Annotated in this window: 28 protein-coding genes and 1 tRNA gene; 12 read left to right on the forward strand and 17 right to left on the reverse strand. The window is 32.2% G+C overall.

The features are described from left to right. Window positions 1-52 precede the first annotated feature (52 nt). The 3 genes from NAT47_RS06345 to NAT47_RS06355 all read left to right on the forward strand — a co-directional run bounded on the left by NAT47_RS06345 (window position 53) and on the right by NAT47_RS06355 (window position 1,476). Complete coding sequence (locus NAT47_RS06345) at window positions 53-688, forward strand: peroxiredoxin (RefSeq protein ID WP_250581504.1); 636 nt, start codon at window positions 53-55, stop codon at window positions 686-688. Between the two features lie 78 nt (window positions 689-766). Beyond that, window positions 767-1,075 (forward strand): thioredoxin family protein, encoded by a 309-nt coding sequence (locus NAT47_RS06350; RefSeq protein WP_250581505.1) that lies wholly within the window; start codon window positions 767-769, stop codon window positions 1,073-1,075. 143 nt (window positions 1,076-1,218) lie between these two features. Then, complete coding sequence (locus NAT47_RS06355; protein WP_250581506.1) at window positions 1,219-1,476, forward strand: DUF6952 family protein; 258 nt, start codon at window positions 1,219-1,221, stop codon at window positions 1,474-1,476. A gap of 35 nt (window positions 1,477-1,511) precedes the next feature. On the opposite strand, the gene arsB is transcribed toward NAT47_RS06355, so the two are convergent. The 6 genes from arsB to rpsA form a co-directional block, all read right to left on the reverse strand. After that, a complete protein-coding gene (gene arsB, locus NAT47_RS06360) occupies window positions 1,512-2,540 on the reverse strand; it encodes an ACR3 family arsenite efflux transporter (protein WP_250581507.1) in 1,029 nt (342 codons plus the stop codon). 4 nt (window positions 2,541-2,544) lie between these two features. Continuing rightward, window positions 2,545-3,153 carry an arsenate-mycothiol transferase ArsC gene (locus NAT47_RS06365; protein WP_250581508.1) on the reverse strand — a complete coding sequence of 203 codons (609 nt, stop codon included), beginning with the start codon at window positions 3,151-3,153 and terminating at the stop codon, window positions 2,545-2,547. Between the two features lies 1 nt (window position 3,154). Then, window positions 3,155-3,772 (reverse strand): class I SAM-dependent methyltransferase, encoded by a 618-nt coding sequence (locus NAT47_RS06370; protein WP_250581509.1) that lies wholly within the window; start codon window positions 3,770-3,772, stop codon window positions 3,155-3,157. A 1-nt stretch (window position 3,773) separates the two neighbouring features. Continuing rightward, window positions 3,774-4,250 carry a DUF6428 family protein gene (locus NAT47_RS06375; protein WP_250581510.1) on the reverse strand — a complete coding sequence of 159 codons (477 nt, stop codon included), beginning with the start codon at window positions 4,248-4,250 and terminating at the stop codon, window positions 3,774-3,776. 30 nt (window positions 4,251-4,280) lie between these two features. Beyond that, window positions 4,281-4,604 (reverse strand): ArsR/SmtB family transcription factor, encoded by a 324-nt coding sequence (locus NAT47_RS06380; protein ID WP_250581511.1) that lies wholly within the window; start codon window positions 4,602-4,604, stop codon window positions 4,281-4,283. 104 nt (window positions 4,605-4,708) lie between these two features. Beyond that, a complete protein-coding gene (gene rpsA, locus NAT47_RS06385; protein WP_250581512.1) occupies window positions 4,709-6,472 on the reverse strand; it encodes a 30S ribosomal protein S1 in 1,764 nt (587 codons plus the stop codon). Between the two features lie 246 nt (window positions 6,473-6,718). Between rpsA and NAT47_RS06390 the strand changes: the two genes are divergently transcribed. The 3 genes from NAT47_RS06390 (at window position 6,719) to NAT47_RS06400 (ending at window position 8,822) form a co-directional block, all read left to right on the forward strand. After that, the gene (locus NAT47_RS06390) at window positions 6,719-7,843 is read left to right on the forward strand and encodes a TlpA disulfide reductase family protein (protein WP_250581513.1); all 1,125 of its coding nucleotides are present in this window, start codon (window positions 6,719-6,721) and stop codon (window positions 7,841-7,843) included. Between the two features lie 164 nt (window positions 7,844-8,007). After that, window positions 8,008-8,089: transfer RNA gene (locus NAT47_RS06395), tRNA-Tyr, on the forward strand. A 175-nt stretch (window positions 8,090-8,264) separates the two neighbouring features. After that, window positions 8,265-8,822 carry a DUF6642 family protein gene (locus NAT47_RS06400; RefSeq protein ID WP_250581514.1) on the forward strand — a complete coding sequence of 186 codons (558 nt, stop codon included), beginning with the start codon at window positions 8,265-8,267 and terminating at the stop codon, window positions 8,820-8,822. Between the two features lie 5 nt (window positions 8,823-8,827). Here the strand turns inward: NAT47_RS06400 and ytxJ are convergent, their stop codons facing one another. The 7 genes from ytxJ to NAT47_RS06435 all read right to left on the reverse strand — a co-directional run bounded on the left by ytxJ (window position 8,828) and on the right by NAT47_RS06435 (window position 13,638). Beyond that, entirely contained in the window at window positions 8,828-9,163 is a 336-nt protein-coding gene (gene ytxJ / locus NAT47_RS06405; RefSeq protein ID WP_250581515.1) for a bacillithiol system redox-active protein YtxJ, read from the reverse strand. A gap of 169 nt (window positions 9,164-9,332) precedes the next feature. Further along, on the reverse strand, window positions 9,333-10,892 hold the full coding sequence (locus NAT47_RS06410) for a protein adenylyltransferase SelO (RefSeq protein WP_250581516.1): 1,560 nt from the start codon (window positions 10,890-10,892) through the stop codon (window positions 9,333-9,335). A gap of 1 nt (window position 10,893) precedes the next feature. Next, window positions 10,894-11,652: a peroxide stress protein YaaA gene (gene yaaA, locus NAT47_RS06415; RefSeq protein ID WP_250581517.1), complete on the reverse strand. Its 759-nt coding sequence runs from the start codon at window positions 11,650-11,652 to the stop codon at window positions 10,894-10,896. Between the two features lie 149 nt (window positions 11,653-11,801). Beyond that, a complete protein-coding gene (locus NAT47_RS06420) occupies window positions 11,802-12,215 on the reverse strand; it encodes a lipocalin family protein (RefSeq protein WP_250581518.1) in 414 nt (137 codons plus the stop codon). Between the two features lie 95 nt (window positions 12,216-12,310). After that, the gene (locus NAT47_RS06425) at window positions 12,311-12,577 is read right to left on the reverse strand and encodes a heavy-metal-associated domain-containing protein (protein WP_250581519.1); all 267 of its coding nucleotides are present in this window, start codon (window positions 12,575-12,577) and stop codon (window positions 12,311-12,313) included. A 78-nt stretch (window positions 12,578-12,655) separates the two neighbouring features. Then, entirely contained in the window at window positions 12,656-13,069 is a 414-nt protein-coding gene (locus tag NAT47_RS06430; RefSeq protein ID WP_250581520.1) for a DUF6691 family protein, read from the reverse strand. A 2-nt stretch (window positions 13,070-13,071) separates the two neighbouring features. After that, the gene (locus NAT47_RS06435; RefSeq protein ID WP_250581521.1) at window positions 13,072-13,638 is read right to left on the reverse strand and encodes a YeeE/YedE family protein; all 567 of its coding nucleotides are present in this window, start codon (window positions 13,636-13,638) and stop codon (window positions 13,072-13,074) included. Between the two features lie 99 nt (window positions 13,639-13,737). Here NAT47_RS06435 and NAT47_RS06440 point away from each other — a divergent pair, with 99 nt between their 5' ends. The 4 genes from NAT47_RS06440 (at window position 13,738) to NAT47_RS06455 (ending at window position 16,470) form a co-directional block, all read left to right on the forward strand. After that, a complete protein-coding gene (locus NAT47_RS06440) occupies window positions 13,738-14,223 on the forward strand; it encodes a DUF4199 domain-containing protein (protein ID WP_250581522.1) in 486 nt (161 codons plus the stop codon). After that, window positions 14,223-14,678 carry a 2-dehydro-3-deoxyphosphooctonate aldolase gene (locus NAT47_RS06445; protein ID WP_250581523.1) on the forward strand — a complete coding sequence of 152 codons (456 nt, stop codon included), beginning with the start codon at window positions 14,223-14,225 and terminating at the stop codon, window positions 14,676-14,678. The genes NAT47_RS06440 and NAT47_RS06445 overlap by 1 nt, the downstream gene beginning before the upstream one ends. 98 nt (window positions 14,679-14,776) lie before the next feature. After that, window positions 14,777-15,595, forward strand: a complete 819-nt coding sequence (gene kdsA, locus NAT47_RS06450; protein ID WP_250581524.1) for a 3-deoxy-8-phosphooctulonate synthase — start codon at window positions 14,777-14,779, stop codon at window positions 15,593-15,595. Between the two features lie 29 nt (window positions 15,596-15,624). Beyond that, on the forward strand, window positions 15,625-16,470 hold the full coding sequence (locus NAT47_RS06455; RefSeq protein ID WP_250581525.1) for a hypothetical protein: 846 nt from the start codon (window positions 15,625-15,627) through the stop codon (window positions 16,468-16,470). Window positions 16,471-16,504: 34 nt separating this feature from the next. Here the strand turns inward: NAT47_RS06455 and bcp are convergent, their stop codons facing one another. After that, a complete protein-coding gene (gene bcp / locus NAT47_RS06460; RefSeq protein WP_250581526.1) occupies window positions 16,505-16,957 on the reverse strand; it encodes a thioredoxin-dependent thiol peroxidase in 453 nt (150 codons plus the stop codon). Window positions 16,958-17,069: 112 nt separating this feature from the next. Between bcp and NAT47_RS06465 the strand changes: the two genes are divergently transcribed. Both NAT47_RS06465 and NAT47_RS06470 read left to right on the forward strand, forming a co-directional pair. Then, complete coding sequence (locus NAT47_RS06465) at window positions 17,070-17,717, forward strand: endonuclease III domain-containing protein (protein ID WP_250581527.1); 648 nt, start codon at window positions 17,070-17,072, stop codon at window positions 17,715-17,717. After that, the gene (locus NAT47_RS06470; protein WP_250581528.1) at window positions 17,718-18,068 is read left to right on the forward strand and encodes a DUF2200 domain-containing protein; all 351 of its coding nucleotides are present in this window, start codon (window positions 17,718-17,720) and stop codon (window positions 18,066-18,068) included. A 32-nt stretch (window positions 18,069-18,100) separates the two neighbouring features. Here NAT47_RS06470 and NAT47_RS06475 read toward each other — a convergent pair whose 3' ends face one another. The 3 genes from NAT47_RS06475 to NAT47_RS12540 all read right to left on the reverse strand — a co-directional run bounded on the left by NAT47_RS06475 (window position 18,101) and on the right by NAT47_RS12540 (window position 20,491). After that, window positions 18,101-18,244 (reverse strand): hypothetical protein, encoded by a 144-nt coding sequence (locus tag NAT47_RS06475; protein WP_250581529.1) that lies wholly within the window; start codon window positions 18,242-18,244, stop codon window positions 18,101-18,103. A 52-nt stretch (window positions 18,245-18,296) separates the two neighbouring features. Then, on the reverse strand, window positions 18,297-18,881 hold the full coding sequence (locus tag NAT47_RS06480) for an RNA polymerase sigma factor (protein WP_250581530.1): 585 nt from the start codon (window positions 18,879-18,881) through the stop codon (window positions 18,297-18,299). Between the two features lie 209 nt (window positions 18,882-19,090). Further along, on the reverse strand, window positions 19,091-20,491 hold the full coding sequence (locus NAT47_RS12540) for a family 16 glycosylhydrolase (RefSeq protein WP_317236580.1): 1,401 nt from the start codon (window positions 20,489-20,491) through the stop codon (window positions 19,091-19,093). Window positions 20,492-20,497 lie beyond the last annotated feature (6 nt).

Here is a 20,497-nt window from a genome sequence, read left to right on the forward strand (position 1 = left end):
AATTCGTAATTTAGCGGTGTGAAAATTATTAATAACTTTTAAATAAATAATCATGGCTTTAGTAGGAAAAAAATTCCCAAACATTACAGTTGACGCAATCTCTCATATGGGGGACAACTTAAGAATTAACGTTTTAGAAGAAGCGGTAAACAATAAGAAAAAAGTAGTTTTATTCTGGTATCCAAAAGATTTTACTTTTGTTTGTCCAACAGAATTACATGCTTTTCAAGCTGCTTTAGGTGAGTTCGAAAAAAGAAACACCATGGTAATTGGTGCTTCTTGTGACACAAATGAAGTTCACTTTGCTTGGTTAAATACACCAAAAAATAATGGAGGTATCGAAGGTGTTACTTACCCACTTTTAGCTGATACAACAAGAAACTTAGCAGCTGCTTTAGATATTTTAGATGCAGAATGGGTTTATAACGAAGATTTAAATGATGAAATCTTAGAAGGTTCTAACGTTACTTTCAGAGCTACGTACTTAATTGACGAAGATGGAAAAGTATTCCACGAAAGCGTAAACGATATGCCATTAGGAAGAAACGTAAATGAGTACATAAGATTAATTGATGCTTATACTCACGTTCAAACTAAAGGTGAAGTTTGTCCAGCTAACTGGGAAGAAGGAAAAGATGCTATGAGTGCTGATAGAAATTCTACTGCTGCTTATTTAGCTTCTCACTAAAATAATATGTCAATTATCAATGTGTCAATTAAATAAAAATTGGCACATTGACAAATTGTCTAACTAAAATCAAAGAAAATGTTTACAGAAATTGAACAAGATAATTTAGCCGAAATTATTGCCTCTAACGAAACAGTTGTGGTACAATATTCAGCTTCATGGTGTGGAAATTGTCGCATCATGAAACCAAAATTCAAAATGATGGCTTCTCAAAATGAATCAGTACCTTTTGTAGTTGTAGATGCTGAGAAATTTCCTGAATCTAGAAAGTTAGCTAAAGTGGATAATTTACCTACATTTGCTACTTTTAAAAATGGTATATTAGTGAATCAAACACAAACTAACAAAGCGGAAGTTTTAGCTGAATTAGTAAAAGAAGTAGTGTAATATTATAGTTTAAAAGTTTAAGAGTTTAAGTGGTTAAATAGTAATGTTAATAAAATACTTAATATTTTATTCATATTACCTTGAAAACTAAAAGCAAAATACTTTTAAACTTTTAACCTTATAAACTTTTAAACTCAAAAAAAATGAAATTACCAGTTATAAAACAATTAACTCAATTTATTGAAGATAACGATCAAGACTACATCGTTGAAACTATAGAAGTTTTAGAAAATCTTTGTGAAGTTTCATCTTTAAAAGATGAAGAATTGGACGTAATTGCCGAACTTATCTCTAATATGTACGGTGCACTTGAAGTGAATCAAGCTGTAAAAAATGGTGCAGATAAGAAAACCGCTTTAAATGATTTTATGAAACGAGTTCTAGGCTCAATTGACAAATAAAAAAAACTCTCAATTTCTTGAGAGTTTTTTTATTATTAAAACCATCTTCGTTTCAGCCAATAAGCCGCATTAACTAAAATTATCAAAGCGGGAACTTCAACTAAAGGTCCAATAACACCTGCAAATGCCTGTCCGCTGTGAATTCCAAATACACCTATTGCCACTGCTATAGCTAATTCAAAATTATTTCCTGTTGCAGTGAATGCTATTGAAGTCGTTTTGGAATAATCCGCACCAAAATATTTACCTGCGAAAAAACTCACTAAAAACATAACTCCAAAATAAATAAGTAAAGGAATTGCAATCCGAACCGCATCCATAGGAATTTGAATGATTAATTCTCCTTTTAAACTAAACATTAATACAATAGTAAAAAGTAATGCAATCAAAGTTATAGGAGAAATAAAAGGAATAAATCGATTTATAAACCAATCGTTACCTTTCCATTTTATTAAAAAAAAGCGACTTAAAAAACCTAAGACAAAAGGAATTCCCAAGTATATCCCAACAGTTTCCGCAATTTGACCAATGCTGATATTTACAATCGAACCTTCAAAACCAAAGTAAGGTGGTAAAATCGTAATAAAAATATAAGCATAAATACTATAAAGTAAAACTTGAAAGATACTATTTAAAGCTATTAAACCTGTTGCATATTCTCGATTTCCTTCTGCTAAATCATTCCAAACAACTACCATAGCAATACATCTGGCTAATCCAATTAAGATTACCCCAATCATATATTCTGGATAACCATTCAAAAACAACAAGGCTAAAGTAAACATCAAAATAGGTCCAATTACCCAATTCAATAATAAAGAAACACCTAAAACTTTTGTATTTAGAAATACTTCACCCATTTTACTATAGTCGACCTTGGTTAAAGGTGGATACATCATCAAAATCAATCCAATAGCTAACGGAATATTTGTTGTCCCTGATGAAAAGGTATTAATAAAATTGGCCGAATTAGGAATAAAATAACCAATTCCCACACCTATTAACATCGCTAAAAAAATCCAAAGCGTTAAAAATCTGTCTAAAAAACCTAATCGTTTTTTCATATTTTTATTTTATTTGAGAGAATACAAAATACATTTCGCTTGCAATTTGCAAACTACGTTCCGCATATTTTTCGTCCTCAATATCAGTCCCATCAAACATTTTTGGATCGTCGTACATAATTGGAAATCGTGCCTCAGCACCAAAAACCATAGGACATCCTTCATCTGCATTATTACATGTCATGATAGCTGCAAAATTGCTTTTCGGATTAAAATCATCAAAATACGTTTTTGAAAAACAAATGATAGGGTGTTGATTGTTATCAAACTTCACAGCATATACTGGATTTAGTCCTTCACTCAATTTCTGAAATTGAAATCCTTGATTTACTAACGTTTCACTCACTTTTGGAAACATCTCCGTTGCTTCTGTTCCACCAGAATAACAATAAATATTTTGAATTCCAAAATGAAAAGTCATGGTTTGTGCCCAAATTTGCGACAAATGACTTCTTCTAGAATTATGAGTACAAATAAAGTTCAATCGAATCTCTTCATCAACATTCAATTTCCTTTGGATATAATCCATTAACGGTTGTAAAACTACTTTACGTTCATCTGAAATTTCAATTTTAGCAATTGATTCGATAGTTTTTGATAAATTTTCTAACATACTATTTCTTTATGTAATGACAAAAAATAAAATTCTGAATAGTATCAAAAGGTGTTTGATGATCTTCGGTAAAGCAATTTTCTAATTCGAAATCTTCGCCAAAAACCGCTTCCATTTTTTCAACTGAATATTGTGTTATGAGTAAACCGCTACATTTTAACGGACCATCCTCTGAAAAAGTTCCAATGATTAAATGCGCATTTTGAGTGGTATTTACAATGACATTGTTTTTATATTGTTCGATTTCATTCACTTCCGTAAAAAAATGAAAAGATGCTCTATCGTGCCATACATCAAATTTTTCATCCGATTGAAAATGCAAACTGTCGGAGACTATAAAAGTCACATTCTGAGCTTTATCGCCTAATCGTTTTTTAGCACGTTCAATAGCAGCTTCTGAAATATCTAGCAAGAATAAATTTGTATAACCTAATTCCAATAAATTATCAATCAAATAGCTGTCCCCTCCACCAATATCAATAATTTTAGCATCTTTAGCCACTTTACAAGCTTGAACTAACTGAATAGATGTTTGAGGTTGTTTCTGATACCAACTTACCTCATTTTCCGCTTTTGTAGTAAAAACAGTTTCCCAATGTTGATTTTTAGTATTTTCCATATTAACAACAACCTGAATCTGGTGTGCAACAAGAAGTTTGTTTTGGCTTCCACTCGCCTATTTTAACTTTTGGTTTTTCAGTTGGAATGCCGCATTTGTCTTTTGCTAAACAATCCGTTAGTTTTGAAATTAACAAGAAATTTGTTCCATCAAAATCTAAGCTAAATTTACCGATGGTTTCCTTCATTTGATATTCGACTTCAATTTCTAAGTCGGGTAATACTAGCGTTTTTTCTGAAAGTTCGATGATGTGAATTAATTTTTCTGGATGCAATCTGTGATCATAATCATTAGCTTCCCAAAGTTGAAAATTCACCAGTTCCTCTGTTCTAACAATTCCTCCACAATCAATAAAATGTTTAGATACTTTTCCTACTTCTGTAACATGGAAATGGTTTGGGACTAATTCACCATTAGGTAATTGAAAAGCTATTGTGGTTAACTTTTTTAATTCAGATTTAATTTCAGATAATTTCATATTTAAGTTTTTTTTGTTTTGATATAATTTTTAACAACATTTATTTTTAAGCTGCTGATTAATGGAACCAAAATACTTTTCTATAATTTCTATAGTATCTGGATTAATACAATAACAAATTGCAGTTCCATCTATGCTTCCTTTGATAATATTTGCGTTTTTTAATTCTTTTAAATGTTGGGAAACCGTTGGTTGCGCTAACGGCAACACTTCTACAATATCACCACAAATACAAGTATCAACCGACAACAAATATTCTACAATTGCCACCCTAGCAGGATGAGATAAAGCTTTGAACAAATTTGCCATTTCATTATGTGCTACCGAAAAAGATTCAGATTTAGATACTCCCATTATTTTATAAATTATTATATTGCAATATTACGATAAATAAATATATTATCCAATAAAAAATCCCGAAATTACTTTCGGGATTTAAAATATAGAGAAAATTGAGATTAGTTACCTCCTTTTTCCATTTTAGCTTTTAATTCAGCAAGAATATCGTTATTATCACCTAAAGTAGATGTTTGTGCTGGAGCTGAAGTAGTTTCAGTTGCAGCTTTAACGTTTTTCTCCTCTTCTTCTCTGAAGATAGCTGTATGAGATGCTACTACTCTTTTGAATTCTTTGTTGAACTCAATTACTTTAAAGTCAGCAGTATCACCTTTTTTCAATTTTTTACCGTCTTCTTTTTCCAAGTGACGTGTAGGAATGAAAGCAACGATATCGTCACCAAATTCTACAGTAGCTCCTTTGTCAACAATTTCAGAAATTGTTCCGTTGTGGATAGTTCCAACAGCGAAAGCATCTTCGTATTTGTCCCAAGGATTAGCAGTAGTTTGTTTGTGACCTAAAGATAATTTACGACCTTCAACGTCTAACTCTAATACAACTACATCTAATTTATCACCTACGTTTACAAATTCAGATGGGTGTTTGATTTTCTTAGTCCAAGATAAATCAGAGATGTAAACTAAACCGTCGATACCTTCTTCTAACTCTACGAAAATTCCGAAGTTAGTAAAGTTTCTCACGATTCCAGTGTGTTTAGAACCTACTGGATATTTAGCTGTAATATCTGTCCATGGATCTTGAGTCATTTGTTTGATACCTAAAGACATTTTTCTTTCTTCTCTATCAAGAGTTAAGATAACTGCCTCTACCTCATCACCAATTTTCATAAAATCTTGAGCACTTCTTAAGTGAGTAGACCAAGACATTTCAGAAACGTGTATTAAACCTTCTACACCTTCAGCTACTTCGATGAAAGCGCCGTAATCAGCTAAAACAACTACTTTACCTTTTACTTTGTCACCTACTTTTAAGTCAGCGGCTAATGCATCCCATGGGTGAGGGTGTAATTGTTTTAAGCCTAATTGAATTCTTGTTTTCTCATCATCGAAATCAAGGATTACAACGTTTAATTTTTGATCTAATTCTAATACTTCAGATGGGTGGTTGATTCTTGACCAAGATAAGTCAGTGATGTGGATTAATCCGTCTACACCTCCTAAGTCGATGAATACCCCGTAAGAAGTAATGTTTTTAACAACACCTTCTAATACTTGACCTTTTTCTAACTGACCGATGATTTCTTTTTTCTGAACTTCGATATCAGCTTCGATAAGAGCTTTGTGAGATACAACTACGTTTTTGAATTCGTGGTTAATTTTAACTACTTTGAATTCCATAGTTTTATTCACATATTGATCGTAATCACGGATTGGTTTTACATCAATTTGAGAACCTGGTAAGAATGCTTCGATTCCGAATACGTCAACGATCATACCACCTTTAGTTCTACATTTTACGAAACCATTAACGATTTCTCCAGACTCATTAGCAGCGATAACTCTATCCCATGCTTTGATAGTTCTAGCTTTTCTGTGAGATAATACTAACTGACCTGTTTTGTCTTCACGAACGTCGATTAATACTTCAACTTTATCACCAACTTTTAAGTTAGGATTGTAACGGAATTCGTTTAATGAGATTACACCTTCAGATTTAGCGTTAATATCAACGATAGCATCTCTATCAGTAATTCTTACAACAACTCCTTCAACAACTTCTTCGTCTCCAGTTGATACGAAAGTTTTCTCTACTAAAGTTTCAAATTCTTGTAAGTTTTTCTCGTCAACTGCATCGATACCTTCTGCATAGTTGTGCCAGTTAAAATTCGCTAAAAACTCTTCTTGTGTTTTGTTAATTTCAGACATGCTGATTAAAAATTTGTATGTTGCGTTTCTTGCGTTTCTTTCTGCGAAGAGAAAACATCAACAGTGTTTTACATAAATAATTGATTACCTGATGGAAACGCTTTTTCGCCAAAAGGTGTGCAAAATTACGACTATATTTTTGATTAACAAAACTTTGCTTAATCAAATTTATATTTTTCTGACATATTTTTATGTTTCATTCCTGACTTATTTTAAATACATTTGCGAAAATTTAATTAATAGAAAATGAAAAAAGTCTTATTTATTTTTAGTGTTCTTATGTTCACTGTATCATGCAACAATCTTAAAGACAACGAATTTGTAATCGAAGGAACCATTTCTGGAATTGCTGACGGCAAGAAAGTTTTTATTGAAGTTCCAACAGAAACAGGCTCAACGGTTAAAGATACGGGGATAGTAAAGAAAGGTACTTTCGAACTTAAAGGCACCGTAGAAGATATCGAGTTAGGTTTTATTAGAGTTGAAGAACAAGAGTTTAACCTCCCTGTTATTTTGGAAAATGGCACAATAGTAACAGTAATCAACAAAGATTCTCTTCAAAATTCCTCTTTAAAGGGAACTAAAAACAATGATATTTTTCACAAATTCAATGAAGATTCTAAAGCTATTGCAAAAAAAGGGATGAAATTTCAAAAAGAAAATGGCCCTAAAATGCTCATGGCGCAACGTAATAAAGATACAGTAGCTATTAACGCATTGAGAAAAGAATTTCAAAAATTTCAAGAGGAAATGAATGGTTTTTCTAAGAAGTTTATTAAAAATAATCCTGATGCATTTTTATCTGTGTTATTATTAGAGAATTTTATGATGCGTAATTACTTAAGTACAGATGAAATTAATACTTTATTCAATGGATTATCTGATGAAGTAAAGGCTACTAAAAATGCGAAACGTCTTAAAGAAACAATTGCGGCAAAAACAGCAGTAGTAATAGGTAAAGCTGCGCCTAACTTCTCAGCTCCATCACCAGAAGGAAAAACAATCACTCTTAAAGAATCATTAGGAAAAGTTACCATTATTGACTTTTGGGCATCATGGTGTGGACCATGTAGAATGGAAAATCCAAATGTAGTCGCATTATATAAAGAATTTAACCCGCAAGGATTGAACATAATCGGAGTATCTTTAGATAAAGACGCTGCAAAATGGAAAGAAGCAATTGCAAAAGATGGTTTAACTTGGACTCAAGTTTCAAATCTTAAATTTTGGGAAGACCCTATTGCAAAACAATACAATGTACAATCAATTCCTGCAACATTCATACTTGATGCTAAAGGAAATATTGTAGCAAAAGACTTAAGAGGAGATGAATTACGAGCTAAAGTAAAAGAACTTATAGGCGTAAAATAATTCAATGTTCTAAATTATGTAAAAAATCTCCTTTAGGAGATTTTTTTATGTTTTTCATTTACAGAACATTATAAAATAGTCCATAAAATAGTAGCAAAATCCTTTGTAAGAATAAAAAACAATTCTATATTTGCAACCGCTTAGTCAAATAAGCACGTTGGTTTGGGGAGATACTCAAGCGGCCAACGAGGGCGGACTGTAAATCCGCTGGTTACACCTTCGCAGGTTCGAATCCTGCTCTCCCCACAAAAGCACTTCGGTTGAAGTGCTTTTTTTGTTTTTATTGTCGGCCTTATCTCAGGGGTACTACAACTATGGAGTATCTATGGAGTATCTATGAAGTATCTATGAAGCATCTACGGATTAGCTCTACGAAGACTTAGATAAAACAAACGAACAACTTCAACTTTAAAAGTATTAAATGTCAAATAATAGCAAACTTTTTTGTCTTGATGGTGTATCAGACAAAAACTCTGAAACTTTAAATGTAATGCTTCCATCATTGGAAAAATTGGCTTTAGAATATCACATTACAAATGTATACCAAACCTGCTATAGCATAGAAGGATTAGAAGAAAGCTTATCTACTTTACTTTACGAAGATCGAAACTTCCGTGATTATGAAATTATCTACTTCGTGTTTCAAGGAAGAGATAACAATATCATAATTGACAATTATTTGTATAGCTTTGAAGAAATAGCAGAATTCTTTGAGGGCAAACTAACTAACAAACGCATTCATTTTGCAAATACGCTACAATTAGATTTAGATTCCGAAACTGCTCAATATTTTTTGGATGTAACAGGAGCTATCTCGATTTCAGGATATCGCAATCCTGCTCCTATTCTGAGCACTATAATTGATAATCCGTTCTTCTCCTTATGTCAGGAATATGATGATGCAACCGATATTGTTGAAGAATTATTCGAAAAATACGGAGCTTTAGCTAAAGGAATGGGATTTGTTTTGTATTGTTAACTTCTTTACAAATACTTCGCAATTTCTTCCGCTTGAATGCTGTGATGTGAAACACGATATACTACTTCCCCATCCTTCAAAACTATAACTTGTGGAGATTGGTGTATCACATTTAATTCATCCGCTATAAAATTGGATACACTTCGATAGGAAAGTAAATCCAAATAGTTAAAATCCGCTTTCGCGGTTAATAAATCATTTCCATTAATTAAACGTTCTTTTGCATAAGCACTAATACCACAAGTTACACTATCTTTAAAAATAATTTGTGGTTTTTCATATGATTTTTGAACAATATCTTTTACTTGTTGGTCGGTTGTAATTGGATTCCAGTTTTTCATAGTTTTTTTGTTTCAGGTTTCAGGTTTCAAGTTTTTGGAACACAGATTATAAAAATTAGCGTAATCTTTAAAATCTTACATGAGCTTTATTCAACGTATTGCTTCACTTATTTTTTTCTTATATGACTTACATGTTAAATTAACCTTTTTGTTACTTTTGCTAATAAATCTAAGAACTACAAGACAACATCGAACACCCTACTTTATTTCGTGCCCAATCTGGTCGTTTAGCAAACCATTTCTCATTTTGTGGTTGCTCATCGTAAGGATGTTTTAGTAACTCATGAAATTCATTAATCAAAGTATAATCTTCCTTCTCAGCCGCATCGATAGCTAATTGTGCCATGTAATTTCGTAATACGTATTTTGGATTCACTTTATTCATCCTAACTTTTCTATCTGTATCAGAAATAGAATCTTCATTTAACTTTTTAAGATAAGCTTCCATCCAATTGAACCAACTAGTTTTTATTGTTGTCACTATAGCATCCGATTGATAAAAAGCATATTCTATTTTTGATAAGGCAATTTCGGGCGAATCTGATTTTAAAACATTAGCTAAATTGCGATAGAAAATTGTCATATCTGTTTCATAAGCCGTTAATAAGGTTGTCAATTCATCCTGAAAATCGGAATCATATACTGAAGTTAGTCCTAATTTTTCCTGCATCATCAATGGAAATTTCGCGTCAAAATGATGACTGTAACTATTCAAAATAGTTTCCATAGCTGGAATATCTTCAATCAAAGGATATAAAGCATTTCCTAATTGAATCAAATTCCACAACGCAATATCAGGTTGGTTTCTGAATCGGTAACGTTTTCCTTCAGCATCGGTTGTGTTAGGAGTCCAATCAGGATTATAATCTTCTAACCAACCATAAGGACCGTAATCAATTGTGAGTCCTAAAATCGACATATTATCCGTATTCATAACACCGTGAACAAAACCTACACGTTGCCATTCTACTATCATATCCACCGTTCGATTCACTACTTCTTGATAAAAAGCCAAATACTTTTCTTTTCCTGTCTCTTTAATTTGTGGATAGAAATGGTGAATCGTGTAATCTGCTAATGCCTTTAAATTTGGCAAATCTTTTCGAGCCGCTAACAATTCGAAATTTCCAAAACGAATAAACGAAGGTGCTACTCTACACACCACCGCTCCGTCTTCATATGCTGGATTACCATTATATAAAATATCACGTAGTACTTTATCACCAGTGGTTACTAGAGACAATGAACGCGTTGTGGGAACTCCCAAATGAAACATCGCTTCACTACACAAATGTTCCCGAATAGAAGAACGTAATACTGCTAAACCATCCGCATTTCGTGAATAAGGAGTTTCTCCTGCTCCTTTTAACTGTAGTGCCCAACGTTTCTTATTGTTTATAACTTCAAACAAATTAATGGCCCTACCATCACCTAATTGTCCCGCCCAATTCCCAAATTGATGTCCGGCATACGCCATTGCAAAAGGTTGGGTTTCTGGTAATATTTTACTACCTGAAACCACCTCTAAAAACTCTTTAGATGTAAGATCATCTTTAGATAAACCAATTAAATCAGCTACCTCAGTTGTAACATGAAGTAATTGAGGATTGCTGGGAACACGAGGCGTTACAAATGAATAACAAGCTCCAAAAACTTGTCTTCGAGTATTTGAAGTATCCGTATCAGCGGTTAACTCTTTGTTAAACGTATCGTTTAGGTGTAATTTCATGTTATCGGGTAAAAACTAAGGTGTTTCCTTTAGACAAATTAGCATCAAAGGCATACCCTTCGTAATTGAATTGTTTTAAATCGTCAATCGTTTCTGCATTGGTATCAATAATATATCGAACCATCAAACCTCTTGCCTTTTTCGCATAAAAACTGATCATCTTTAGTTTTCCGTCTTTGTAATCTTTAAATTCTGGAGTAATAACTGGAACTTTTAAAGCTTTTGCATCAACCGCAGAGAAATACTCATTGCTAGCTAAATTCAAAAATAGCTCATCGGTTTCTAACTCGTCGTTTAAAGCTTTTGTGAGTTTCTTTTTCCAAAATTCATATAAGTTTTTATTTGCACTGATAGGCAATGAAGTTCCCATTTCCAATCGATACGGCTGCATTAAATCGAGCGGTTTTAATATACCATACAAACCTGATAAAATTCTTAATTTTTCTTGTAAAACAGCTATTTTATCCGCTGGAATTGAATATGCATCCAATCCCGTATACACATCACCATCAAAAGCATAAACTGCTGGGCGCGCATTTTCTGAAGTAAAAGGCAAGGCCCAATTTTGATTGCGTTCCCAATTCAAATCGGCCAACTTTTCCGAAATGTCCATTAACTCCATCAAATCTTTTGGCTTTTTCTTTTTTAGCGTTTTTTGAATGGTTTCCGCTTCTTTTAAAAACAAACTTTCGGTGAAATCTTGTACAGGAAGTGGCGATTCAAAATTTAATGATTTAGCTGGTGATACTACAATTTTCATAACGTTTTTAGGATATTTTACTTATACTTTCAAAAGTACGAAAATTAGTGAATATGAGATTTAGTAAACCATAAATAATACTTATGATACCATTAGGAATAAAAAAATCCCGAATAAATCGGGATTTAGAATGTATGAAAAGTTTTTAATTACCTTCTTGTGAAAACTTGTATAAAAGTTTCTCCAGAAAAAACAATTTTCACTTTTAAAGTTGTAGCATTCAGTGTTACAATTTCTGCGGTTGCAATCTCGCCTCCAAAATTAACAGTTAACGAGTTTCCTGATTTAGTCCATGATCCTTGGCTCAAATCTTGAGTACAATTCGTATCAAAATAGTAATCTTTCATTACACCACCTGCTAGAAATTCTGTGTAGTCTTTTTGTGAACTGCATTCATGCTCGTAAGGAGCTAAAACCTCTTGTCCTCCAACAATTGCACCTTCTTGAGAGTATTCCCATCTACCTTCTAGTCCAGTTGAAGAAGATGAAGAATCATCATCTTTACTACAAGAAGTTAAACCTAACACCAATGTTGAAACGAAAAGAAATAAAATTTTTTTCATGAGTAAGTAATTTTTTATAGATTAATAATTATTTGTACAAATAAAAATAAAAAAATCTTACAAACAAAAAAAAATGTAAAAAAAATAGGATTTATTTAACTCATTTTTCCAATAGCACAACTTACATAGGATTTTGCTTTTGATCCAAGAGTGTTGGCTTCACCATCTTCAGGATACCCAAGTGATTTCAATTTATTTTTCACTTCGTTTAGTTGCTCTTCTGTTTCATAAGAGAATGTCACAATACTTTCCTCGACATTTACCGAAACATTTTGGATGTCATCAATGGCTGAAATACCTTTAGTTATAGTATTCGCGCAACCACCACATTTTAAATTTTGTATATGAATTGTTGTTTCCATTTATATTGATTTAATAAATAACAAATTTACAAAATTCTAACGGTAATGCATTGAAATAAAGACTACTTTAACTTAACTTTAATGAGGCAATTTGTCTTTTACTAAACCATAAATATAAGTTCCAAGTAACGCCCCAATCAGGACCAAAGCAATAGCATAAGTTCCAGTTCCTAAAAGTATGAAAATAGGTCCAGGACAGCTCCCAACTAACGCCCAACCTAAACCGAACAAACTTCCACCAATAATGTAACGCCAAAACCCACGTTCTTTTTCAATGATATTAATAGGGAGACCATTGTAATCTTTTACCTTATATTTTTTTATCAATTGAAGACCAACAAACCCAGTAAAAAAAGCCACTCCCATAATTCCATACATATGAAATGATTGAAAATGAAACATTTCATAAATACGGTACCAAGAAACAGCTTCACCTTTAGTTAATGCAATTCCAAAGAAAACTCCAACTAGAAAAAAACGTACTAATTTCATACTTATATAGTTTTAAAAATTAGAGGTAGAATAAAATGAGCCATTACCAATCCACCGATGAAGAAACCAATAACTGCAATTAAAGATGGTAACTGAAAATTGCTCAAACCCGAAATAGCATGCCCAGATGTACAACCACCGGCATATCGAGTTCCAAATCCAATTAACAATCCTCCTATCAATAAAATTGCGAATCCTTTGGGAGATTGTAGCGTTTCCACACTAAAAATAGCGTCTGGCATTAATTTTCCGTTTGGAGCATCAATTCCTAAAGTTTGTAATTGTGTAATTGTGTTAGGATTGATATTTACCCCACTCCCATTCGAAAGAAAATAAAAGGCAATAAATCCACCTACAAAAGCACCTAAAACAACCGCTAAGCTCCATTTTTGTTCGCGCCAATCCAACTTAAAGAAATCACTAAATTTTCCAGCACCTGCCATAGTACACATGGTACGAAGATTAGATGACATCCCAAATGATTTTCCGAAATAGGTTAAAATTAGCATGGTGATTCCGATGAAAAATCCCGAAATAGCCCAATGCCAAGTGCCATAAATTAGTTCCATAGTAATGCTATTTTTGGCAAAAATAGAAATTCAAATCGGGATTTGTAACTTTTGTTACATTTTATAGTAAATTTGGGCTATCAAACTAAACCTCACCATATGAAAAAATTTACTATCGAATTCAAATGGGCCATTATTTCTGTAATTATTTTTTTGGCTTGGATGACATTAGAAAAACAGTTGGGTTTTCACAATGAAAAAATCAAATGGCAAATGGTATTCACTTTGTTGTACATTTTTCCCTCTTTTCTATTGTATTACTTAGCCTTACGTGATAAAAAGAAAAATTACTATAAAAACAACATGAATTGGCGACAAGGATTTATTTCTTCAATCGTGATATCTTTTATCATTGCTGTTTTTTCTCCCATAACACAATTTATTACACACGAATTTATTTCACCTCAATATTTTGAAAGGTTAATATCTTTATCGGTTGAGAGCAAAAGAATGACTTTGGAACAAGCACAGAGCTATTTTAATCTTACTGCATACATTTGGCAAAATATATCAAGTGGAATTTCAATAGGCGTGGTTTTTGGTGCGATTGTTGCTTATATGATTAAAACCAAAACAGCATCATAATGAAATATTTTTTAACCTTACTGTCTGTATTTTTTATGACGAGTTGTGTTAGTACAAAGTCAACCTTAAAAAACGTGGACAACACAGCTAAACGACCACTTGTTAAAGATAAAGCATATGTTATTACTGAATATGCATCTGACAACAAATATGGTTACGACCCAGATTATCCAATTAATATTGGATTCATACATGAAAAACAAGAAGATATTAACGTAGCCTACTATTTCAATGGCTTAGAAGGTCTTAAGGGAGAAAAAATATCATATCAAAAAATTGATATGTGTTGTCCATTCCCTACTAAAAATAGTTTAATGGGTGCCGGGACTCTCAGTATTTACGAAGTTACTATAGATGATAATCCTGCGAAAATAACACTATACTTTAATATTTATGAAAAAGGAAAGATTCTTTGTCCAAAAGGATTTAAAATAAAAAAACACACCCTTGATTAATATTTAAAAACTTTTTATTTAAGTGTAACATTTGTAACCTTTAAAACTGCTGTATTAAAGGTTTTTATTTTTATCTTTGCATCATCAAATCAACACAAATGAATTTAAAAAATATCCCCCAAATAAAGCACACCGATAGTGGTAATTTTTTCTTATTATCTGGTCCTTGCGCTATTGAAGGAGAAGAAATGGCGATGCGAATTGCTGAAAAAATTGTTGCTATAACAGACAGGCTACAAATTCCCTACGTTTTTAAAGGTTCGTTCAAAAAAGCTAATCGTTCAAGAGTAGACAGTTTTACGGGAATCGGTGATGAGAAAGCCTTAAAAATTCTTCAGAAAGTATCCAGAGAGTTTGGTGTACCTACCGTTACTGATATCCATACCAACGAAGATGCCGCTATGGCAGCTGAATACGTTGATGTATTACAAATTCCAGCTTTTTTAGTTCGTCAAACAGACTTGGTAGTAGCTGCTGCTAATACTGGAAAAACGGTAAACTTGAAAAAAGGACAATTCATGAGTCCAGAAAGTATGAAACATGCCGTTCAAAAAGTTTTAGATAGTAATAACCAAAACGTTATGGTGACTGATAGAGGAACCATGTTTGGTTATCAAGATATGATTGTAGATTTCAGAGGAATTCCAACTATGCAACAATACGCTACAACGGTTTTAGATGTTACACACTCATTACAACAACCAAATCAAATGACAGGTGTAACAGGTGGTCGTCCAGACATGATTGAAACTATTGCAAAAGCAGGTATCGCTGTTGGGGTAGACGGAATTTTTATTGAAACACATTTTGATCCTGCAAATGCCAAAAGTGATGGCGCTAACATGTTACATTTAGATTATTTTGAAGGTTTAATGACAAAACTTGTGGCCATCCGTAAAACGATAAATCAATTTTAATTTTAATTATTTATTATCACTAACTTCAAATGAAACATCCATTTTTAATGGCTGTACTAACTTTTTGTGTTTTTTCACAGTACACCTTTTCGCAAGAAACAGTCGAAAATCCTGAAAAATACACAGCTCGAAACAAAGGAAAATTCTATATTTTTTGGGGTGGAAACCGCGAATCGTATTCTAAATCAGACATTCGATTTAAAGGAGCCGATTATGATTTTACGCTTCATAATGTATCCGCTCACGACAAACCAAAAGGATTTCATCTAGATTATTTTAACCCAGCCCGAATGACAATTCCACAAACAAACTTTCGAATTGGGTATTTTATTTCGGATCATTACAACATTTCTATCGGATTTGACCACATGAAATATGTAATGTATAATGACCGAAGAGTAAATTATTCAGGTTATTATCCAAATCCGGGTACTTACAATGAAAATCCAGCTGATGGCCAATTGACCTTAGATAAAGATTTCTTATTGTTTGAACACACTGACGGATTAAATTATGTAAACACTGAAATTTCTCGTGTAGATGATATTTCAAAACTTTTCAGAATTAACAATACGGATAAAATTCAAGTAAACATTACAGAAGGTGTAGGTGGTGGATTTTTATATCCAAGAACAAATACAACCCTTCTAGGTAAAGATCGTTATGACGAATTTAACATTGCAGGTTATGGTTTATCGGCAAAAGTAGGTCTAAACGTTACTTTCTTTAAACACTTCTTCATTCAAACCGAATTAAAAGGAGGTTACATAGAAATGAACAACATCAGAACCACACAAGATAAAGCAGATTCAGCCGAACAAAATTTTTGGTTCTTACAAAGAATCTTAACCGTTGGAGGAATTTTTAGAATATAAATTAAAAGCTCGAAGAAAATCTTCGAGCTTTTTTTTATTTTAAAATCTGAGCAGCGTGTGCTTTTGTTTTCACATCCGAAATTACTTCTTCGATAATTCCGTTTTCATCAATTACGAAAGTAGTTCGGTGAATACCATCATATTCTTTTCCCATAAATTTCTTAGGTCCCCAAACACCAAAAGCTTGAATTACAGATTTATCTTCATCAGCTAACAACGGAAAAGGTAACTCATATTTTTCAATAAACTTTGCTTGCGCTTTAGCACTATCGGCACTAACACCTAACAAAGCATAATTATTGGCTTTAAATCTTTCAAAATTATCTCTTAAATCACAAGCTTCTGCTGTACAGCCTGGTGTGCTTGCCTTAGGATAGAAGAAAACAACTAATTTCTTTCCTTTGTAGTCGGTTAATGTGTGAGTTGTGCCACTTTGGTCTAAACCTGAAAAATTTGGGGCTTTATCTCCAGCTTTTAATGTTGTCATTTGTTTTTGGTTTAAAAGGTTAAATGTTTAAAAGAATCGAAACACTTTGATGAAATTGAATTTTGATATTGCGCTTTAACTTTATAACTTTACGAATCAAATTTAGTTAAAAATGACCAAAAGTGAAAAGGTAACATTCGTTATAAATACGTTAAATGAATTATATCCTGAAATTCCAATTCCTCTAGACCACAAAGATCCTTATACCCTACTAATCGCTGTATTACTTTCAGCTCAATGTACCGATATTCGTGTGAATCAAATTACACCTCTTTTATTTGCGAAAGCTGATAATCCTTATGATATGGTAAAAATGAGTGTGGAAGAAATTAAAGAAATCATTCGTCCGTGTGGTTTATCACCTATGAAATCGAAAGGAATTCACGGTTTATCCGAAATCTTAATTGAAAAATACAATGGTGAAGTACCGCAAAGTTTTGAGGCTTTAGAAGCGTTACCTGCAGTGGGACACAAAACAGCGAGTGTGGTTATGAGTCAAGCTTTTGGAGTTCCTGCTTTTCCAGTTGATACGCATATTCATCGATTGATGTATCGTTGGGGCTTAACAAACGGAAAAAGCGTACAACAAACAGAAAAAGATGCCAAACGTATTTTTCCTGAGGAATGTTGGAACGATTTACACTTACAAATTATTTGGTACGGAAGAGAATATTCTCCTGCTCGTGGCTGGAATTTAGAGAAAGATATAATTACGAAGACGATTGGAAGAAAGAGTATATTAAACGAAATTACGAAATAAATGGCATCAAAAAGTGTAAATCATATGATCTTTGCGAGTGTTTATCCTCATTACATAAACAAAGCGGAGAAAAAAAATCGCACAAAAGTAGAAGTTGATGAAATTATTTGTTGGTTAACCGGTTACACACAAGAAAGCCTTCAAACCCAAATTGACACAAAAGTAGATTTCGAAACTTTTTTTGAACAAGCACCTCAATTGAACGAAAACGTTACTAAAATTACAGGTGTTATTTGCGGCTATCGCATTGAAGAAATTGAAGACCCATTAATGAAAAAAGTGCGTTATTTGGATAAGTTAATTGACGAATTAGCGAAAGGAAAAACAATGGAAAAAATCTTGAGAAAATAAAAAATGCCTCAAATCTCTTTGAGGCATTTTTCTTAATTAGCGATGATTTCAAAACTTGAATTTCCTACTTTATGTATACTCAATGCTTTTGAAAAATTGAGTAAAAACGCAATCGTTTCTTTTTTAGGTTTCATCTTTTGAGCTGCTAATTTTTTCTTAGAGTAAAGTTTTGCCATGTATAGATATTTGTTTGTTTAAATCTATAACGTCAAAAATTTACTTTTAGTATTAGTTGGTCAAAATAATTTGATTTTTTTCTATAATTTTTCTCAAATTTAATAAAGCATAACGCATTCTACCTAAGGCTGTATTAATACTAACACCTGTTAAATCAGCTATTTCTTTAAAACTTAAATCTTGATACATTCTCATCATTATAACTTCTCTTTGATCCAAAGGAAGTTGTTCTAACAATTTAGTCAAATCTAATTCAACTTGTTCCGATATCATTTGTCCTTCTACATTCAAACTATTATCAGTCATAAAACTAAAGATTGAAAATTCTTCAGAATCTCTTTGATAAGGCATTTTTTTAGCTTTTCTGTAATAATCGACAACCAAATTATGAGCAATTCGCATCACCCATGGTAAAAATTTTCCTTCTTCGTTATACGATTGTAATTTTAGGGTTTTAATTACCTTAATAAAGGTATCTTGAAAAATATCATCTGATAAATCTCTATCATTTATTTTAGAATAAATAAACCCATAGATTTTAGATTGATGTCTTTCTATCAACGTAGCCAAAGCAGATTCATCTCCGCTTATATAATTTTTTACCAAAACCGCATCAGGAAGTACAAGATTAGCCATAACAATACCTTTTAGTTAATTAAGATCGAGTTCTAAAAAGTATTTTTATTGTATAGGCATTGCTGTTTTTGAGATTAATTATTCAAATTTAACATAAAATTTAATTGAAATACAAATCCTCAATTGAAATTTAACATTTTAATTGAAAAAATTTAATAAAAAATGCGTTTAAGGATATCTAAACGCATATTTTTGAAATAAAAATCGAATTATTGATATACTTTAATGTAGTCAATTATAAATTCTTGTGGGAAAATAGCATCATTAACTTCAGGGCCTCCAAAATTTCCTCCTATTGCCATATTTAAAATAATAAAAAATTTTTGATCAAAAGGCCAAATGTTCTCATTATAAACTTGAGGTTGGAAAGTATATACTAATAAATCGTCTACATAAAACTCCATTTTTTGTTCGTTCCAATCTACCGCATATACATGAAATCCCTCTTCGATACTATCTATTTTAGTTTTTTTTGAATTTTTTGAATTTCCGTGACTATCATTGGTGTGCAAAGTTGTGTAGATAAAATTTGGCTCCTTACCAACATATTCAAGTATATCTATTTCGCCACATTTTGGCCAACCAACATCTGAAATATTGGCGCCTAACATCCAAAAAGCAGGCCAAATCCCTTTTCCTTGTGGTAACTTAGCTCTAGCTTCTACTCTACCATATTTAAACTCTTGCTTGTTTTTAGTAGTTATTCTTGTAGATGTATATTTATTTTGTTCCTTTTTAGCCGTAATGATTAAATTTCCATTTTCAATCCTATGATTTGAATTGGTATACAATTGCCTTTCATTATTTCCCCATCCACAATTAGGACAACCGTCGCCCATTTCAATATTCCATGCGGCATCATTTAATTTTGCTTCATTAAAATTTTCTTCCCAAACTAATTTTTTTGATTGCTGTTTCTGTCTGTTTTGTTCTAACATCCAATCGTAAATTTCATGATTATTGTAAACTCGCGACCAACTATCATGATTAGCATCTTCAAAAATTTCAAATTTTATATCGTTATGACAAGCTTTCAATTTATCATAAATTGCTATAGCATAATCAACACTCACCACATCATCCTGAAGACCATGAAAAATTCTAATGGGAATCTCTTTAATTTTACAGTTTTCAACCATTGGAACTCTATCTACAAATCCTGCAATAGGAACTAGTGCTGCAAACAATTCAGGATGTTCAAATGTTAAATTCCAAGCTCCCCAAGCCCCCATACTTAAACCTGTTAAATATATTCTAGAGCGGTCGATTTTATGTTCTTTGATTACTTTTTGAATTAATAAATATAATTCTTCTGAATTCCAATATTTGTCTTGTGGACATTGTGGTGCCAAAATGTAAGCATCAAGCTTGTTTGATTTTATATAATTTAGCGGACCATGTATTTTTAGTTTATCTAAATCTGTTCCCCTTTCACCAGAGCCATGCAAAAAAACTATTAATGGTTTGGATTCCTTTGTATTATCAGGTTTAGATAAAATATAATTCAAGGAAAATGAGTTAGAAATCTCAGATTTTATCAAACCTTTTGTTTCCGTTTGTCCAAAAATTGTAGTTACTGTAATTAAAAATAATAAAACGAGCTTATTCATTTATAA

Source organism: Flavobacterium fragile, assembly GCF_023634865.1.
GTDB classification, from domain to species: domain Bacteria; phylum Bacteroidota; class Bacteroidia; order Flavobacteriales; family Flavobacteriaceae; genus Flavobacterium; species Flavobacterium fragile.

What these genes read in the sequence shown, in the direction of transcription:
- NAT47_RS06345 (WP_250581504.1), top strand. Translation starts at nt 53, where the DNA reads ATGGCTTTAGTAGGAAAAAAATTCCCAAACATTACAGTTGACGCAATC.
- NAT47_RS06350 (WP_250581505.1), top strand. Translation starts at nt 767, where the DNA reads ATGTTTACAGAAATTGAACAAGATAATTTAGCCGAAATTATTGCCTCT.
- NAT47_RS06355 (WP_250581506.1), top strand. Translation starts at nt 1,219, where the DNA reads ATGAAATTACCAGTTATAAAACAATTAACTCAATTTATTGAAGATAAC.
- arsB (WP_250581507.1), bottom strand. Translation starts at nt 2,540, where the DNA reads ATGAAAAAACGATTAGGTTTTTTAGACAGATTTTTAACGCTTTGGATT.
- NAT47_RS06365 (WP_250581508.1), bottom strand. Translation starts at nt 3,153, where the DNA reads ATGTTAGAAAATTTATCAAAAACTATCGAATCAATTGCTAAAATTGAA.
- NAT47_RS06370 (WP_250581509.1), bottom strand. Translation starts at nt 3,772, where the DNA reads ATGGAAAATACTAAAAATCAACATTGGGAAACTGTTTTTACTACAAAA.
- NAT47_RS06375 (WP_250581510.1), bottom strand. Translation starts at nt 4,250, where the DNA reads ATGAAATTATCTGAAATTAAATCTGAATTAAAAAAGTTAACCACAATA.
- NAT47_RS06380 (WP_250581511.1), bottom strand. Translation starts at nt 4,604, where the DNA reads ATGGGAGTATCTAAATCTGAATCTTTTTCGGTAGCACATAATGAAATG.
- rpsA (WP_250581512.1), bottom strand. Translation starts at nt 6,472, where the DNA reads ATGTCTGAAATTAACAAAACACAAGAAGAGTTTTTAGCGAATTTTAAC.
- NAT47_RS06390 (WP_250581513.1), top strand. Translation starts at nt 6,719, where the DNA reads ATGAAAAAAGTCTTATTTATTTTTAGTGTTCTTATGTTCACTGTATCA.
- NAT47_RS06400 (WP_250581514.1), top strand. Translation starts at nt 8,265, where the DNA reads ATGTCAAATAATAGCAAACTTTTTTGTCTTGATGGTGTATCAGACAAA.
- ytxJ (WP_250581515.1), bottom strand. Translation starts at nt 9,163, where the DNA reads ATGAAAAACTGGAATCCAATTACAACCGACCAACAAGTAAAAGATATT.
- NAT47_RS06410 (WP_250581516.1), bottom strand. Translation starts at nt 10,892, where the DNA reads ATGAAATTACACCTAAACGATACGTTTAACAAAGAGTTAACCGCTGAT.
- yaaA (WP_250581517.1), bottom strand. Translation starts at nt 11,652, where the DNA reads ATGAAAATTGTAGTATCACCAGCTAAATCATTAAATTTTGAATCGCCA.
- NAT47_RS06420 (WP_250581518.1), bottom strand. Translation starts at nt 12,215, where the DNA reads ATGAAAAAAATTTTATTTCTTTTCGTTTCAACATTGGTGTTAGGTTTA.
- NAT47_RS06425 (WP_250581519.1), bottom strand. Translation starts at nt 12,577, where the DNA reads ATGGAAACAACAATTCATATACAAAATTTAAAATGTGGTGGTTGCGCG.
- NAT47_RS06430 (WP_250581520.1), bottom strand. Translation starts at nt 13,069, where the DNA reads ATGAAATTAGTACGTTTTTTTCTAGTTGGAGTTTTCTTTGGAATTGCA.
- NAT47_RS06435 (WP_250581521.1), bottom strand. Translation starts at nt 13,638, where the DNA reads ATGGAACTAATTTATGGCACTTGGCATTGGGCTATTTCGGGATTTTTC.
- NAT47_RS06440 (WP_250581522.1), top strand. Translation starts at nt 13,738, where the DNA reads ATGAAAAAATTTACTATCGAATTCAAATGGGCCATTATTTCTGTAATT.
- NAT47_RS06445 (WP_250581523.1), top strand. Translation starts at nt 14,223, where the DNA reads ATGAAATATTTTTTAACCTTACTGTCTGTATTTTTTATGACGAGTTGT.
- kdsA (WP_250581524.1), top strand. Translation starts at nt 14,777, where the DNA reads ATGAATTTAAAAAATATCCCCCAAATAAAGCACACCGATAGTGGTAAT.
- NAT47_RS06455 (WP_250581525.1), top strand. Translation starts at nt 15,625, where the DNA reads ATGAAACATCCATTTTTAATGGCTGTACTAACTTTTTGTGTTTTTTCA.
- bcp (WP_250581526.1), bottom strand. Translation starts at nt 16,957, where the DNA reads ATGACAACATTAAAAGCTGGAGATAAAGCCCCAAATTTTTCAGGTTTA.
- NAT47_RS06465 (WP_250581527.1), top strand. Translation starts at nt 17,070, where the DNA reads ATGACCAAAAGTGAAAAGGTAACATTCGTTATAAATACGTTAAATGAA.
- NAT47_RS06470 (WP_250581528.1), top strand. Translation starts at nt 17,718, where the DNA reads ATGGCATCAAAAAGTGTAAATCATATGATCTTTGCGAGTGTTTATCCT.
- NAT47_RS06475 (WP_250581529.1), bottom strand. Translation starts at nt 18,244, where the DNA reads ATGGCAAAACTTTACTCTAAGAAAAAATTAGCAGCTCAAAAGATGAAA.
- NAT47_RS06480 (WP_250581530.1), bottom strand. Translation starts at nt 18,881, where the DNA reads ATGGCTAATCTTGTACTTCCTGATGCGGTTTTGGTAAAAAATTATATA.
- NAT47_RS12540 (WP_317236580.1), bottom strand. Translation starts at nt 20,491, where the DNA reads ATGAATAAGCTCGTTTTATTATTTTTAATTACAGTAACTACAATTTTT.